The following is a 14,594-nucleotide window of genomic DNA, read 5'->3' as shown; positions in this document are numbered from 1 at the left end:
CATCTCATCAGACAGGACGATGAGACGAAGGGGTCGCCATGCGGACGACGCTCGCACACCACGCGGTCGCCTCGGCGGCCCTCTGCCTCGCCCTGTGCGCCCCCGCCGCCCCGGCCCGCGCGAGCGACGGGCCCGGGCCCTCCTCCGGCCGGCTCGCCGCCGAGGACGCCGGGGCCGAACTGGTCGCCCGCCGGGCCGCCGCGGCCGCCGCCCGCCGGCCCGTCACCGGCGCACCCGGATCCCCCTCCCACCACACCCGCCCGACGCAGGGCAGCCGCCCGGTGACCCGCCCCATGCCCCGGCCGGGCCGCGACGCCCCCGGGGACGCGGCGCCGCTGGAGTTCCTGCCCTGCCCCGCCGCCGAGGAGCTGCCGGAGCCCGTCCGGTGCGCCACCCTGCGGGTCCCGCTCGACTACGCCCGCCCCGACGGCCCGCAGCTCTCCCTCACCGTCAGCCGGGTCCCGGCCTCCGGGCGCGGGGGCGCCGTCCGGCAGGGCGCGCTCGTGTTCAACCCCGGCGGGCCGGGGGCCTCCGGGACCTACTTCCCCCTCCTCGCCGACCGCCCCGCGTGGGCCCGGGTGGCCGCCGCCTACGACCTCGTCGGCTACGCCCCGCGCGGAGTCGGCGGCTCCGCCCCGCTGACCTGCCAGGACCCCGCCGAACGGCCGCAGGGGCCCACGCAGGTCCCCGCCCGGCCCTCCCCCGCGTACAAGCGGGAGCGGCGGGCGGCCGCCCGGGCCTACGCCGAGGGCTGCGCCCGGCACACCGGCGCCGCGCTGGCGCAGTACACCACCCTCAACAACGCCCGCGACCTCGACGTGCTGCGCGCCGCGCTCGGCGAGCGGCGGCTGAGCTTCCTCGGGGCCTCGTACGGCACCTATCTCGGCGCGGTGTACGCCACCCGCCACCCGGACCGGGTGCGCCGCATGGTGTTCGACTCGGCGGTGGATCCGGACCCGCGCCGCGTCTGGTACCTCGACAACCTCGGCCAGGCCGACGCCTTCGAGCGCCGCTGGGCCGACTTCCGCGCCTGGACGGCCCGTCACCACGCCGTGTACGGGCTGGGGTCCACCGCGCGGGCGGTGCGGGAGAGCTACGAGAAGGTCCGGGCGGCCGTGGCCCGTACCCCGGCGGGCGGGGTCGTCGGTACGGGCGAACTCCAGGCCGCCTACCTCCAGACGGCGTACTACGACGAGGTGTGGCCGGAGCGGGCCGCGGCCCTCGCCGCCTACCTGCGCGGGGATCCGGGCCCGCTGGTGCGGCAGGCGGCCCGCGATCCGGAGGCGGCCGGGACGGCGGCCAACGCGACGGCTGTCTACACGGCGGTGCTGTGCAACGACGCCCCCTGGCCCGCCGCCTGGGAGACCTGGGACCGCGACAACACGGAACTCGCCCGCAGCGCGCCCTTCGAGACCTGGGCCAACGCCTTCCTGAACCTGCCCTGCGCCGACTGGCCGGTGCGCGAGCGGCAGCGGCCGGTGGAGGTCGGGGCGCCGCCGGCGGGGACACGGCTGCCGCGGACGCTGATCGTGGCGGCGGAGCGGGACGGCGCGACCCCGTACCGGGGGGCGCTGGAACTGCAGGGGCGGCTCGGCGCCGGGGCCGCGCTGGTCACGGAGAGCGCGGCGGGTGCCCACGGGGTGGCCGGCGGACGCAACGCGTGCGTGGACCGGCATGTGGAGCGGTACCTGCTGACGGGGACCACCCCGGGGTGGCGCGTGACGTGTGCGCCGCATCCGGAGCCCGCACCGGTGACACTGGACGAGGGGGCAGCGAGCGCTCCCAGGGCGCTGCTGCCGCCGCTCGTCTGAACTTCCGGGCGGGATCTCCGGCTGCGTCGTTTCGGGGGCAGGGCCTCCCGATCCACCGGAGGCCGCTCCTCGTTGAGAGCGCGGTCGTCCTCCGGTCCTTCCCCCCAGGGGAGGTATCAGGCGAGCCCGGCCACCAGATCGGCGACGGACTTGCGGCGCCCGGTGTAGAAGGGCACCTCTTCACGAACGTGCATCCGGGCCTCGGAGGCACGCAGGTGACGCATGAGGTCGACGATGCGGTAGAGCTCGTCGGCCTCGAAGGCGAGCAGCCACTCGTAGTCGCCCAGGGAGAAGGAGGCGACGGTGTTGGCGCGCACGTCGGGGTAGCCGCGGGCCATCTTGCCGTGGTCGGCGAGCATGCGGCGGCGGTCCTCGTCGGGCAGCAGGTACCAGTCGTACGAGCGCACGAACGGGTAGACGCTGACGTAGTCGCGGGCGACCTCGTCGGCCAGGAAGGCCGGGATGTGCGACTTGTTGAACTCGGCCGGACGGTGCAGGGCCATGTTCGACCACACCGGCTCCAGCGCGCGGCCCAGCTTGGTGCGGCGGAACAGGTTGTAGGCGGTCTGCAGCTCGTCCGAGGTCTCGGCGTGCCACCAGATCATGATGTCCGCGTCGGCGCGCAGGCCGGAGACGTCGTAGGTGCCGCGGACGGTGATGTCCTTGGCGGCGAGCTGGTCGAACAGCTCCTGGACCTCGTCGGCGTAGCCGCCGCGGTCCTCCGGCAGGACGTCCTTCAGCTTGAAGACGGACCACAGGGTGTAGCGGATGACCTCGTTGAGGTCCTTCGCCTTCTTCCCCGCGTTGGGAATCTTCTCTGGTGCAGTCATGTGTCCATTGTCCCGTGTGCTGATCAGTGCTCGGTGCCAGGGGTGGCCATCGAGCCGGTGACGGCGTCCGCGGCCTTCGCGGCACTGGCGATGCAGGCCGGGACGCCGACGCCGTCGTAGAGGGCTCCGCAGACCGCGAGGCCGGGCAGAGCGGCCACGGCGGCCCGGATGCGGGCGACGCGTGCGAGGTGGCCGACGGGGTACTGGGGCAGCCCGCCGTCCCAGCGGGTGACGGTGGACGCCACCGGCCGGGCGGCCAGGCCGACGGCCTCGCCGAGGTCGGCGAGGGAGACGTCGACGAGCTCGGAGTCCTCGCGCTTCAGGTCGCCCTCGTCTCCGTGGCGGCCGACGGAGGTGCGCAGCGGGAAGAGCTCCGGGTCGGCGCCGGACCAGGCCCACTTGTTGCCGGAGAAGGTGGAGGCCTTGATCGTGCGGCCGTCCACGGGCGGGACCAGGAACCCGCTGGCGGACCCGTCGGCGATCGCGGGGGGCAGGTCGGAGCGGCGGAAGACCATGGTGACCAGGGCCATGGAGGCGTACTCGGCCTCGCGCAGTCCGGCGGCGGCCGTGGGGGCGAGGGGTGCGAGGAGTGCGGCGGCGGGCGCGGCGGGGACGGCGAGGACGACGCCGTCGGCGTCGAGGGCCTCGCCGTCGGTGGTGATCCGCCAGCCGCCGGGCGTACGGGTGATCCCGCGCGCGGGGGTGCCGGTGAGGATGCGCGCCCCGGCGGCCCGGCAGGCCTCGGCGACGGCGAGCGGCAGGCGGCCGATGCCGCCGGCGATCCCGGCGAAGAAGGCGCCGGAGGCGGCCGCGCCGGTGACGGTGGTGCGCTCGGCGGCGGCGCGCGCCGCCGCCCCGCTCTGGAGGGCACGGACGCTCTCGGTGAGCGTGGGGTGGGTGCGGACGGCGTCGAAGAGGGCGGGGACGGCGGCGCGCATCGAGATGCGGTAGGCGTCGCCGGCGTAGACCCCGCCGAGCAGCGGTTCGACCAGCCGGTCGACGACCTCGCGGCCCATGCGGGCGGCGACGTACTCGCCGACGGCGACGTCCTCGCCGACCTCGGTGGGCGGGAGCCCGGTGTCGGCGGCGACGCGGGCGAGGCCCTCGGCGGACAGGACGCCGGAGGCGGCGAGCGGGGCCGTGTCGCCGGGGACGCCCATGACGTGGCCGCGCGGCATGTCGCGCAGGGCGCCCCGGGTCCACAGCCGGGCCGTGGCGGTCGCCGGGGGCTGGAGGGCGTCGCCGAGGCCGACGGCGCGGGCGAGGTCCAGGGCTTCGGGGCGGCGGGCGAGGACGGACTCGGCGCCGAGGTCAACGGGCAGGCCGGCGAGCTCGTCGGCGCGCAGTTTGCCGCCGAGGCGCGGGCCCGCCTCCAGGAGGGTGACGCGGACGCCGTCGGCGAGGAGCCGGTGGGCGGCCGCGAGGCCCGCGATGCCGCCGCCGATGACGACGACATGACGCGCCGGCCCCGGCCCGCCCGTCCCGTTCGTACGCGTGTCCGCTTCGTCCATGGACACATGGTCTCAGACCGCCCGGCGAGGCCGGAACGTGACCGCATCGGAACCGGGCCGGGATCCCGGAGGCGAAACCCGGGACGGGGGCCCGCGCGTCGAAACGGGGACATCTGCCGATCCCCCGGGGGTACTTGACGATGCACACGCTCAGCAGACACCAGCGCGCGGCGGCGGCCCTGGCCGGCCTGTCCCTGGCCGGGGGCCTCGCGCTCACGGGCTGCGGCGCCGACGGCGAGAGGACCGCCTCCGACGGACGGGCGGCCGCGCCGGCCCCCCGGGAGGCCGCACAGGGCAAGCCGGGGGCCGGGGCGGCCGCTCCGCCGGCGGCGGACGCCAAGGGCCAGGCCCAGGTTCCCGTCCGGCCGAACGTCATCCGTACGGGGAAGCTGGGCATCGAGACGGCCGAGCCGCAGAAGGTCATCGCCGCCGCCCGTACGGCGGCCGAGGGCGCGGGCGGCTACGTGGGCGCCGAGACCACCGACCGGGGCGGCGACGGGCGGATCACCTCGACGCTGACGCTGCGGGTGCCCGGCGACCGGTTCGACGCGGTGATCGCCGCGCTGGAGGGCGGCGGGAAACTGCTGAACCGGAAGGTGGAGGCGCAGAACGTCACGGAGAGGGTCGCCGACGTCGACAGCCGGGTGAAGTCGCAGCAGGCGAGCGTGGCGCGGGTGCGGGAGATGATGGAGAAGGCCTCCGCGCTCAGTGACGTGGTCATGCTGGAGAGCGAGCTGAGCCGGCGCCAGGCCGACCTGGAGTCCCTGCTGGCCCAGCAGACCGCGCTGAAGGACCAGACCTCGATGGGCACGATCACGGTGTCGGTCTCGCAGCCCGCTCCGGCGCCGGTGGAGAAGAAGCCGGAGAAGGACGGGGAGCCGGGCCTGGGCGACGCCCTGGGCGGCGGCTGGGCGGTGTTCGTGCGGCTGGTGCGCTACCTGGCGCTGGCGGTCGCGGCGGTGCTGCCCTTCGCGGTCGCCGCCGCCCTGGTGGCCTTCGGGTTCCGGGTCTACCGGCGGTTCCGTCCGGCGAAGCCGAAGGCGGGCCTGCGGCGGACCCCGGTCCCCCGGCAGCCCTCCGCCCCGGCCCCGGCTGCGGCCCCGGCCCCGGAGGCCGATGCGGAGGATAAGCGGGCCTGACGGACCGTCCGCCCGTAGCGTGTCCCCGTAACGGAGGCGACGGCGCACGGCGCGGAGGGCGGGCAGGACGATGGCGGCGGAACGACTGGTGGTGGTCGGCGGCGACGCGGCGGGGATGTCCGCCGCGTCCCAGGCCCGGCGGCTCAAGGGGCCCGGGGAGCTGGAGATCGTCGCGTTCGAGCGCGGGCACTTCACCTCGTACTCGGCGTGCGGGATCCCGTACTGGGTCGGCGGTCAGGTCGGCGGGCGCGACGACCTCGTCGCCCGCACCCCCGAGGAGCACCGGGCCCGGGACATCGACCTGCGCACCCGCACGGAGGTCCTGGAGCTGGACCTGGCGGGGCGGCGGGTGCGCGCCCGGGACCTGGACAGCGGGGAGGAGACCTGGACGGGCTGGGACAAGCTGGTCCTGGCGACCGGCGCCCGCCCGGTCCGGCCCAAGCTGCCGGGGATCGGCGCGCACGGGGTGCACGGCGTCCAGTCCCTGGACGACGGCCAGCGCCTGATGGACACGCTGGAGCGTACGGAGGGCCGCCGGGCGGTGGTGGTCGGCGCCGGCTACATCGGCGTGGAGATGGCCGAGGCGCTGGTCCACCGGGGGTACGAGGTCACCGTCCTGCACCGGGGTCCGCAGCCGATGGCCACGCTGGACCCGGACATGGGCGGCCTGGTGCACTCGGCGATGAACGCCATGGGCATCGTGACGGTCTCCAGCGCCGAGGTGGTGAAGATCCTCGCCGACGAGGAGGGCGCCGCCCGGGCGGTGGCCACGGCGTCGGGCGAGGAGTACCCGGCGGACGTGGTGGTGCTCGGCATCGGCGTGGAGCCCCGTACGGCCCTGGCGCGCGCGGCGGGGCTGCCGCTCGGCGAGTCGGGGGGCCTGCTGACGGACCTGTCGATGCGGGTCCGGGGCCACGAGGACGTGTGGGCGGGCGGGGACTGCGTGGAGGTGCTGGACCTGGTGGCGGGCCGCACCCGGCACATCCCGCTGGGCACGCACGCCAACAAGCACGGCCAGGTGATCGGCTCGAACGCGGGCGGCGGCTACGCGACGTTCCCGGGCGTGGTCGGCACGGCGGTCAGCAAGGTCTGCGACCTGGAGATCGCCCGGACGGGGCTGCGGGAGAAGGACGCCCTGGCGGCGGGGCTGCGCTTCGTGACGGCCACCATCCGCTCGACGAACACGGCGGGGTACTACCCGGGGGCGGCGGAGATGACGGTGAAGATGCTGGCGGAACGGCGCACCGGGCGGCTGCTGGGCGTCCAGATCGTCGGCGGCGCCGGTTCCGCGAAGCGGGTGGACGTCGCGGCGGTGGCCCTGACGGCGGGCATGACGGTCGAACAGGTCGTCTCGCTGGACCTGGGCTACGCGCCGCCGTTCTCTCCCGTGTGGGACCCGGTCCTGGTGGCGGCCCGCAAGGCCGTCTCCGCGGTGCGGTCGGCGGGGGTGTAGCCCTGCGGGGCTCCTGGGGGCTCCGCCCCCGGGAGCCCAACGCCTCAAACGCCGGCGGGGCTATGGATAGCCCCGCCGACGCCTAGCGCTGCGTGCGGGTGTGGACGTAGTCCACCAGGCGGGTCAGGGCGTCGGGGTCCGTCGTCGGGAGGACGCCGTGGCCGAGGTTGAAGACGTGGCCCTCCAGCCCCGCCGCCGCGGCCAGGACCTCGTCCGTCTTGGCCTCGACGGCCTCCGGGGTGGAGAAGAGGACGGCCGGGTCCAGGTTGCCCTGGAGCGCCTTGCCGGGGCCGACCCGGCGGGCGGCCTCGTCCAGCGCGACCCGGTAGTCGACGCCCACGACGTCCGCGCCGGCCTCGCCCATCAGGCCGAGCAGCTCGCCGGTGCCCACGCCGAAGTGGATCCGCGGGACGCCGTAGGAGGCGACGGACTCCAGGACCTTCGCCGACGCCGGCATCACCGAGCGGCGGTAGTCCGCCGGGGACAGCGCGCCGACCCACGAGTCGAAGAGCTGGACCGCGGAGGCGCCGGCCTCGATCTGGACCTTGAGGAAGGCGGAGGTGATCTCCGCGAGGCGGTCGAGGAGGGCCGACCACAGCTCCGGGTCCCCGTACATCAGGGCCTTGGTGTGCTCGTGGTTCTTGGACGGACCACCCTCGACGAGGTAGCTCGCGAGGGTGAAAGGCGCCCCGGCGAAGCCGATCAACGGCGTGCCGCCGAGTTCACCCGTCAGCATGCCGATCGCCTCGGTGACGTACGCGACGTCCTCCGGGGTGAGGTCGCGCAGCTGTGCGAGGTCCTCGCGGCGGCGGATGGGCTGGGCGACGACCGGGCCGATGCCCGGCTTGATGTCGAGGTCGACGCCGATGGCCTTGAGCGGCACGACGATGTCGGAGAAGAAGATCGCCGCGTCCACGCCGTGCCGGCGCACCGGCTGCATGGTGATCTCGGTGACCAGGTCCGGACGCATGCAGGACTCCAGCATGGCCGTGCCCTCGCGGACCTTGCGGTACTCGGGCAGTGAGCGGCCGGCCTGCCGCATGAACCACACGGGGGTGTGCGGCACCGGCTCGCGCCGGCAGGCCTTCAGGAAGGCGGAATCGTACGTCTGACTCGGCTGGCCCTGCGGGCTGGTAGTGGCGCTCACGCGGCAAATCTTCGCACGTATGAAGAAGTGCCCGCCCCGGGGCGGGTGTCCCTGCGCCGCACGGGCGCCCGTTCCGCCTAGTCTTCCCGGCATGGCTGCGGCTCAGGGACGATTTTCAGATGGCGCTGACGGTGTGGACGGCGCGAAGGAGAGCTCGGTCCCGCTCCCGTTCCGACGGGCGGTCGACGGCTTGCGCAAGGCGCGGCTGCGGTCCGGGATCGAGATCGACCCCGTGAAACCGCCCCAGCGGCTGGCCCCGTACGCGTACGCGCTGGAGGCGGCGGTCGTGGACGGGGAGGAGGACCTGGCCGACGGCCGGCTGATCCTGCTCCACGATCCGTCCGGGCACGACGCCTGGCAGGGCACCTTCCGGCTGGTGACGCTGGTGCGGGCGGAGCTGGAGCCGGAGATGGCCGCGGACCCGCTGCTGCCGGAGGTGTGCTGGTCCTGGCTGACCGGGGCGCTGGAGGCGCGCGGGCTGGGGTACGGGGAGCCGAGCGGGACCGTGACGATGGCGAGCTCGCACTACTTCGGGGGGCTCGGGGAGCGGCGTCCGGCGACGCAGATCGAGATCCGGGCCTCGTGGACCCCCCGGGAGGGGGCGGGCGGGGTGCCGGACGCCTCCGCGCACCTGGCGGCCTGGTGCGAGCTGCTGTGCCAGATCGCGGGGCTGCCGCCGGCGACGCCGGCGGAGGGGGCCCCGGGCGTGGTGTCCCTGCCACAGCGGCGGGGTCCGCACCACCCGTAGCGGGCGGCTCCGGCGGAGCCGTCCGGAGGGGGCGGGGGCGGCCGGACGGGGGTGTCCGGCGGCGGGGGGCGATCGTTCAGTGGCGTGACGGAGCGTCAAAGCCGTGCGGTCATGGCGGGCTTCTGATCATCCCGTGATCGATCGTGCGTCCGAATTGCCCGAATTGTTACTCACCAAATCGTGATCATTCCCTAAAGCCGGGCGGGTGACGTGCCGAAGGAGTCAGTGACCATCCGTACGGTGCGCACCGGCTTCCTTCCCCGAGCCGGCCCGTCCCGCCACTCCCCCAGGAGGCCTAGGTGTCCGTTCTTCTCGAGCAGCCCGCAAGCCTGGTCGCCTACCGCCCGAACAAGCCGACGGCCATGGTCGTCGTGGCCGACCCGCGCGTCCGTTCCACGGTGACCCGCCATCTGTGGGCCCTCGGAGTCCGTGACGTGATCGAGGCGTCGTCCATCGCGGAGGCCCGCCCCCGCGTCGGCAGCCCGCGCGACATCTGCGTGGCCGACGTCCACCTGCCCGACGGCTCCGGTCTCACCCTGCTCTCCGAGACCCGTGCCGCCGGCTGGCCGAACGGCCTGGCCCTGTCCGCCGCCGACGACATCGGCGCCGTCCGCAACGCCCTCGCCGGCGGTGTGAAGGGCTACGTCGTCACCGGTACGCGGACCAACATCGGGCTCCCCAGCCGGCCCGGCGCCGCCCCCATCGGTGCCGCCGCCGCCCGTATGCACCGCCGCCCCCCGGGTGCCCCGAGCCACCCGGGCGGCTACCGCGAGCTGTCCGGCCGCGAGGTCGAGGTCCTGCGCCTCGTCGCGGAGGGGCAGTCCAACAAGGCCATCGGCGTCTCGATGGGCCTGTCCGCCCTGACCGTCAAGTCCCACCTCGCCCGGATCGCCCGCAAGCTGGGCACCGGCGACCGGGCCGGGATGGTCGCCGTCGCCCTGCGGACGGGGATCATCCACTGACCCCTCCCTGAGGCTCCCGGGCCGCCCGCCGGCCGACCCCGGCGGCGCCCGTACCTTCCCCTTCGCGCCCGTCGACGGAACGTTCCGGCGACGGGCGCGTCACATACCCGGATACCCTTGACCGGTGACCGACGCCCAAGAGACCGCAGCACACCTGCGCACCACCACCGGGGGCGGCCCCCCGGACGAAGAGGTTTCGTCCGATGGGCTGCCGATTCCCCTGCTGGAGCCCCGCGAGGGCATCCCGCCCGTCGTGGCCGACGCCGACGCGCTCGCCGCGGTGGTCGCCGCCTTCGCCTCGGGCACCGGACCCGTCGCCGTCGACGCCGAACGCGCCTCCGGTTACCGCTACGGCCAGCGCGCCTACCTGGTGCAGCTGCGCCGCGAGGGCGCGGGCTCGGCGCTGATCGACCCGGTCGGCTGCCCGGACCTCTCCGCCCTGGGCGAGGCCTTGTCCTCCGCCGAGTGGATCCTGCACGCCGCCACCCAGGACCTGCCGTGCCTGCGCGAAATAGGCATGGCCCCCACCACCCTGTTCGACACCGAGCTGGCGGGCCGGCTGGCCGGGTTCCCCCGGGTCGGGCTCGGCGCGATGGTCGAGAGCGTGCTCGGCTACCAGCTGGAGAAGGGGCACTCCGCCGTCGACTGGTCCACCCGTCCGCTGCCCGAGCCCTGGCTGCGCTACGCCGCGCTGGACGTGGAGCTGCTGGTCGACCTGCGCGACGCCCTGGAGAAGGAGCTGGACCGGCAGGGCAAGCTGGAGTGGGCCCGCCAGGAGTTCGACGCCATCGCCTCCGCCCCGCCCGCCCCGCCGCGCAAGGACCCCTGGCGCCGTACCTCCGGCATGCACAAGGTGCGCCGCCGCCGGCAGATGGCCGTGGTCCGCGAGCTGTGGGAGGCCCGCGACCGGATCGCCCAGCGCCGTGACGTGTCCCCCGGCAAGGTGCTCGGCGACGCGGCGATCGTGGAGGCGGCCCTGGCCGTCCCCGCGAACGTGCACGCCCTGTCGGCCCTGCCCGGGTACGGGCAGCGGATGGGCCGGCGCCAGCTGGACCAGTGGATGGCCGCCGTGGAGCGGGCGAAGGCCCTGCCCGAGAGCGAGCTGCCGCAGCCCGGGGCGGCCCCGTCGGGCCCGCCGCCGCCGCGCTCCTGGGCGGACAAGGACCCGGCCGCCGCCGCGCGGCTGTCCGCGGCCCGTGCCGCCGTGTCGGAGCTGGCCGAGGGGCTGAACCTGCCCCAGGAGAACCTGATCACCCCGGACACCGTGCGCCGCCTGTGCTGGGAGCCGCCCCGCCACGCCGACGCGGACACGGTGGCCGAGGCCCTGACGGGCTACGGCGCCCGCCCGTGGCAGGTCGAGCAGGTCACCGCGGCCCTGGTCGCGGCCCTGGCGTCGGCCGCCTCCTGACCCGAACGCGCACCGAGAGCCCCCGCCCCCTCAGGGACGGGGGCTCTCGGCGTTCCCGGGGCCGCCGCCCCGGTGTGACGTTCGCCGCTGTTCGGGGAGGGGGTGTGCACACGAGTTACCCGCAAGTAGCATGGGCCGGGTGAGCGGGCGCTCAGTCCAGAAGGAGCGCTCCGCCGCGCAGCAGTGCACACCCGCACCTGGAGGAGAGCCAACGTGCCTCGTACCGTCAGGGACGTCGTCTTCGTCGACGGCGTCCGCACCCCGTTCGGCAAGGCGGGCCCGAAGGGCATCTACCACGAGACCCGCGCCGACGACCTCGTCGTGAAGGCGATCCGGGAGCTGCTGCGCCGCAACCCGGACCTGGACCCCAAGAAGATCGACGAGGTCGCCATCGCCGCGACCACGCAGATCGGCGACCAGGGCCTGACGCTGGGCCGCACGGCCGGCATCCTCGCGGGCCTCCCGCAGTCCGTCCCGGGCTACTCCATCGACCGCATGTGCGCCGGCGCGCTGACCGCCGTGACCGCCGTCGCGGGCGGTGTGGCCTTCGGTGCGTACGACGTCGCCCTCGCCGGCGGTGTCGAGCACATGGGCCGCCACCCCATGGGCGAGGGCGTGGACCCGAACCCGCGCTTCGTCTCCGAGAAGCTGGTCGACGAGTCCGCCCTGTTCATGGGCATGACCGCCGAGAACCTGCACGACCGGTACCCGACGATCACCAAGCTCCGCGCCGACGAGTACGCCGTGCGCTCGCAGGAGAAGGCCGCCAAGGCGTACGCCGACGGCAAGATCCAGCAGGACCTGGTCCCGATCTCGGTGCGCAACACCAACGAGGCGGTCGGTGAGACGGGCTGGGGCCTGGTCACCTCCGACGAGCCGATGCGCCCGGGCACCACGCTGGAGAACCTGGCCGGCCTGAAGACCCCGTTCCGTACGCACGGCCGGGTCACCGCGGGCAACGCCGCCGGTCTCAACGACGGCGCCACCGCCGCGATCATCGCGTCCGAGGACTTCGCCCGGGAGAACAACCTCCCGGTCAAGATGCGCCTCGTCTCCTACGCCTTCGCCGGCGTGGAGCCGGAGGTCATGGGCTACGGCCCGATCCCGGCCACCGAGAAGGCCCTCGCCCAGGCCGGCCTGTCCATCGAGGACATAGGCCTGTTCGAGATCAACGAGGCCTTCGCCGTCCAGGTGCTGGCCTTCCTGGAGCACTACGGCATCGCCGACGACGACGCCCGCGTGAACCAGTACGGCGGCGCGATCGCCTTCGGCCACCCGCTGGCCTCCTCGGGCGTCCGCCTGATGACGCAGCTGGCCCGCCAGTTCGAGGAGCAGCCGCACGTCCGCTACGGCCTGACCACGATGTGCGTCGGCTTCGGCATGGGCGCCACGGTCATCTGGGAGAACCCGAACTTCGACGCCGAGGGAGACTCCAAGTGAGCACCACCGCTGAGCTCCTGAAGGGCGCGGCCGAGCTGTTCCCGGACGAGGTCGTCACGTCCGCGCACGTCCGCCACCTGGACCTGCCGTTCGGCGCCGGGCGCTTCGCGCTCATCACGCTGGACAACGGCTTCGACCACACCAAGCCGACCACCTTCGGCCCGCAGTCGCTGGCCAACCTGAACGCGGCGATCGACCAGGTCGAGCAGGAGGCCCTCGCGGGCTCCGTCGTCGGCGTGGGCATCACCGGCAAGCCGTTCATCTTCGCCGTCGGCGCCGACCTCAAGGGCGTCGAGCTGCTGAAGAAGCACGACGAGGCGCTCGCCATCGGCAAGGGCGGCCACGACGTCTTCAAGCGCCTCTCCGCGCTGGCCGTCCCCACCTTCGCGTACTACAACGGCGCGGCGATGGGCGGCGGTGTCGAGGTCGGCCTGCACTGCTCGTACCGCACCGTCTCGAAGGCCATCCCGGCCTTCTCGCTGCCCGAGGTCTTCCTCGGCCTGGTTCCGGGCTGGGGCGGCTGCGCCATCCTCCCGAACCTGATCGGCGCGGAGCGCGCGGTCTCGGTCATCATCGAGAACTCGCTGAACCAGAACCGCCAGCTCAAGGGCAAGCAGGTCTTCGAGCTCGGGATCGCCGACGCGATCTTCGAGGGTGCGGACTTCCTGGAGCAGTCCCTGATCTGGACCGCGAAGGTCCTGAAGGGCGAGACCGAGGTCGTACGTGCCGAGGTCGAGCGCGGCGAGGCCTGGGACGCGGCCGTCGCCAAGGGCCGCGCCATCGCGGACTCCAAGGTGCACGGCGCCGCTCCGGCCGCCTACCGCGCGCTGGACATCATCGCCGCGGCCAAGGACGGCGACCTCCAGGCCGGCTTCGACGCCGAGGACAAGGCCCTGGCCGACCTCATCATGGGCGGCGAGCTGCGTTCGGGCATCTACGCCTTCAACCTGGTCCAGAAGCGCGGCAAGCGCCCGGCCGGTGCCCCGGACAAGTCCCTGGCCCGTCCGGTCACCAAGGTCGGCGTGGTCGGCGCGGGCCTGATGGCCTCGCAGCTGGCGCTGCTGTTCCTGCGCCGCCTGGAGGTGCCGGTGGTCCTCACCGACATCGACCAGGAGCGCGTGGACAAGGGTGTGGGCTACGTCCACGCCGAGATCCAGAAGCTGCTCGGCAAGGGCCGGATCAACCAGGACAAGGCCAACCGCCTGACCGCCCTGGTCACCGGTGTCCTGGACAAGGCCGAGGGCTTCGCGGACGCGGACTTCATCATCGAGGCCGTGTTCGAGGAGATGTCCGTCAAGCAGAAGGTGTTCGCGGAGGTCGAGGCGGTCGCCCCGGCGCACGCGATCCTCGCCACCAACACCTCCTCGCTGTCGGTGTCGGAGATGGCCTCCAAGCTCCAGCACCCGGAGCGCGTGGTCGGCTTCCACTTCTTCAACCCGGTCGCGATCCTCCCGCTGCTGGAGATCGTCCGCGGTGAGCAGACCGACGACGCCTCGCTGGCCACGGCCTTCGGTGTCGCCAAGAAGCTGAAGAAGACCGCCGTGCTGACGAAGGACGCCCCGGCGTTCGTCGTGAACCGCATCCTGACCCGCTTCATGGGCGAGATCCAGAACGTCATCGACGAGGGCACCCCGGTGGCCACGGCGGAGAAGGCCATCGAGCCGCTCGGCCTGCCGATGTCCCCGCTGGTGCTGCTGGAGCTCGTCGGTCCGGCGATCGGCCTGCACGTGTCCGAGACGCTGAACCGTTCCTTCCCGGAGCGCTTCACCGTGTCGCCGAACCTCAAGCGCGTGGTCGAGGCCGGCAAGCGCGGCTTCTACGTCTACTCCGCGGAGAACGGCTTCAAGCCGGAGCTGGACCCCGAGGTCGCCGCCCTCCTGGTGCAGGGCGACTCCGTCCTGACGGAGGAGCAGGTCCGCGACCGCGTCCTGGATGCGGTGGCGCAGGAGATCGGCCTGATGCTGGAGGAGGGTGTCGTGGCCGAGGCCCAGGACATCGACCTCTGCCTCATCACCGGTGCGGGCTGGCCCTTCCACCTGGGCGGCATCACCCCGTACCTGGACCGTGAGGGCGTCTCGGAGCGGGTGAACGGCAAGAAGTTCCTCGCCCCGGGTGTCGCGAGCGTCCCGGCGTAACGCGACACGG

11 protein-coding genes are annotated in these 14,594 nt (G+C 74.1%); 8 read left to right on the top strand and 3 right to left on the bottom strand.

Translation table 11 applies throughout. The features are described 5' to 3' along the window. The first annotated feature begins 38 nt into the window (after positions 1–38). Positions 39–1,811 carry an alpha/beta fold hydrolase gene (locus ABT403_RS10160; protein WP_344166210.1) on the top strand — a complete coding sequence of 591 codons (1,773 nt, stop codon included), beginning with the start codon at positions 39–41 and terminating at the stop codon, positions 1,809–1,811. Positions 1,812–1,927: 116 nt separating this feature from the next. On the opposite strand, the gene hemQ is transcribed toward ABT403_RS10160, so the two are convergent. Next, positions 1,928–2,641: a hydrogen peroxide-dependent heme synthase gene (gene hemQ, locus ABT403_RS10155; RefSeq protein ID WP_344166209.1), complete on the bottom strand. Its 714-nt coding sequence runs from the start codon at positions 2,639–2,641 to the stop codon at positions 1,928–1,930. Positions 2,642–2,664: 23 nt separating this feature from the next. Next, entirely contained in the window at positions 2,665–4,152 is a 1,488-nt protein-coding gene (gene hemG, locus ABT403_RS10150) for a protoporphyrinogen oxidase (RefSeq protein ID WP_344166208.1), read from the bottom strand. A gap of 140 nt (positions 4,153–4,292) precedes the next feature. Here hemG and ABT403_RS10145 point away from each other — a divergent pair, with 140 nt between their 5' ends. Further along, positions 4,293–5,291 (top strand): DUF4349 domain-containing protein, encoded by a 999-nt coding sequence (locus tag ABT403_RS10145; RefSeq protein WP_344166207.1) that lies wholly within the window; start codon positions 4,293–4,295, stop codon positions 5,289–5,291. 70 nt (positions 5,292–5,361) lie between these two features. After that, complete coding sequence (locus ABT403_RS10140) at positions 5,362–6,744, top strand: FAD-dependent oxidoreductase (RefSeq protein WP_344166206.1); 1,383 nt, start codon at positions 5,362–5,364, stop codon at positions 6,742–6,744. Positions 6,745–6,826: 82 nt separating this feature from the next. Here ABT403_RS10140 and hemE read toward each other — a convergent pair whose 3' ends face one another. Next, positions 6,827–7,891, bottom strand: a complete 1,065-nt coding sequence (gene hemE, locus ABT403_RS10135; RefSeq protein WP_344166205.1) for a uroporphyrinogen decarboxylase — start codon at positions 7,889–7,891, stop codon at positions 6,827–6,829. Positions 7,892–7,982: 91 nt separating this feature from the next. Here hemE and ABT403_RS10130 point away from each other — a divergent pair, with 91 nt between their 5' ends. The 5 genes from ABT403_RS10130 (at position 7,983) to ABT403_RS10110 (ending at position 14,584) form a co-directional block, all read left to right on the top strand. Beyond that, positions 7,983–8,639 (top strand): DUF3000 domain-containing protein, encoded by a 657-nt coding sequence (locus tag ABT403_RS10130; protein ID WP_344166204.1) that lies wholly within the window; start codon positions 7,983–7,985, stop codon positions 8,637–8,639. Between the two features lie 299 nt (positions 8,640–8,938). Next, entirely contained in the window at positions 8,939–9,601 is a 663-nt protein-coding gene (locus tag ABT403_RS10125) for a helix-turn-helix transcriptional regulator (RefSeq protein WP_069922445.1), read from the top strand. Between the two features lie 124 nt (positions 9,602–9,725). Further along, positions 9,726–11,009 carry an HRDC domain-containing protein gene (locus tag ABT403_RS10120; RefSeq protein WP_344166203.1) on the top strand — a complete coding sequence of 428 codons (1,284 nt, stop codon included), beginning with the start codon at positions 9,726–9,728 and terminating at the stop codon, positions 11,007–11,009. Positions 11,010–11,222: 213 nt separating this feature from the next. Beyond that, complete coding sequence (locus ABT403_RS10115; RefSeq protein ID WP_344166202.1) at positions 11,223–12,449, top strand: thiolase family protein; 1,227 nt, start codon at positions 11,223–11,225, stop codon at positions 12,447–12,449. Further along, positions 12,446–14,584 (top strand): 3-hydroxyacyl-CoA dehydrogenase NAD-binding domain-containing protein, encoded by a 2,139-nt coding sequence (locus ABT403_RS10110; RefSeq protein ID WP_344166201.1) that lies wholly within the window; start codon positions 12,446–12,448, stop codon positions 14,582–14,584. Before ABT403_RS10115 ends, ABT403_RS10110 begins: the two co-directional genes overlap by 4 nt. Positions 14,585–14,594 lie beyond the last annotated feature (10 nt).

Origin of the sequence: Streptomyces sp. NPDC000075 (assembly GCF_040301925.1) — a bacterium.
Classification (GTDB): domain Bacteria; phylum Actinomycetota; class Actinomycetes; order Streptomycetales; family Streptomycetaceae; genus Streptomyces; species Streptomyces polychromogenes.
Note: the sequence above shows the minus strand (reverse complement) of the source record. Positions and strands in the feature narration are given on the sequence as shown.

Excerpts from the sequence above, each read along its gene's own strand:
- ABT403_RS10130 (WP_344166204.1), top strand. The coding sequence starts at position 7,983 with ATGGCTGCGGCTCAGGGACGATTTTCAGATGGCGCTGACGGTGTGGAC.
- hemQ (WP_344166209.1), bottom strand. The coding sequence starts at position 2,641 with ATGACTGCACCAGAGAAGATTCCCAACGCGGGGAAGAAGGCGAAGGAC.
- ABT403_RS10145 (WP_344166207.1), top strand. The coding sequence starts at position 4,293 with ATGCACACGCTCAGCAGACACCAGCGCGCGGCGGCGGCCCTGGCCGGC.
- ABT403_RS10140 (WP_344166206.1), top strand. The coding sequence starts at position 5,362 with ATGGCGGCGGAACGACTGGTGGTGGTCGGCGGCGACGCGGCGGGGATG.
- ABT403_RS10160 (WP_344166210.1), top strand. The coding sequence starts at position 39 with ATGCGGACGACGCTCGCACACCACGCGGTCGCCTCGGCGGCCCTCTGC.
- hemG (WP_344166208.1), bottom strand. The coding sequence starts at position 4,152 with ATGGACGAAGCGGACACGCGTACGAACGGGACGGGCGGGCCGGGGCCG.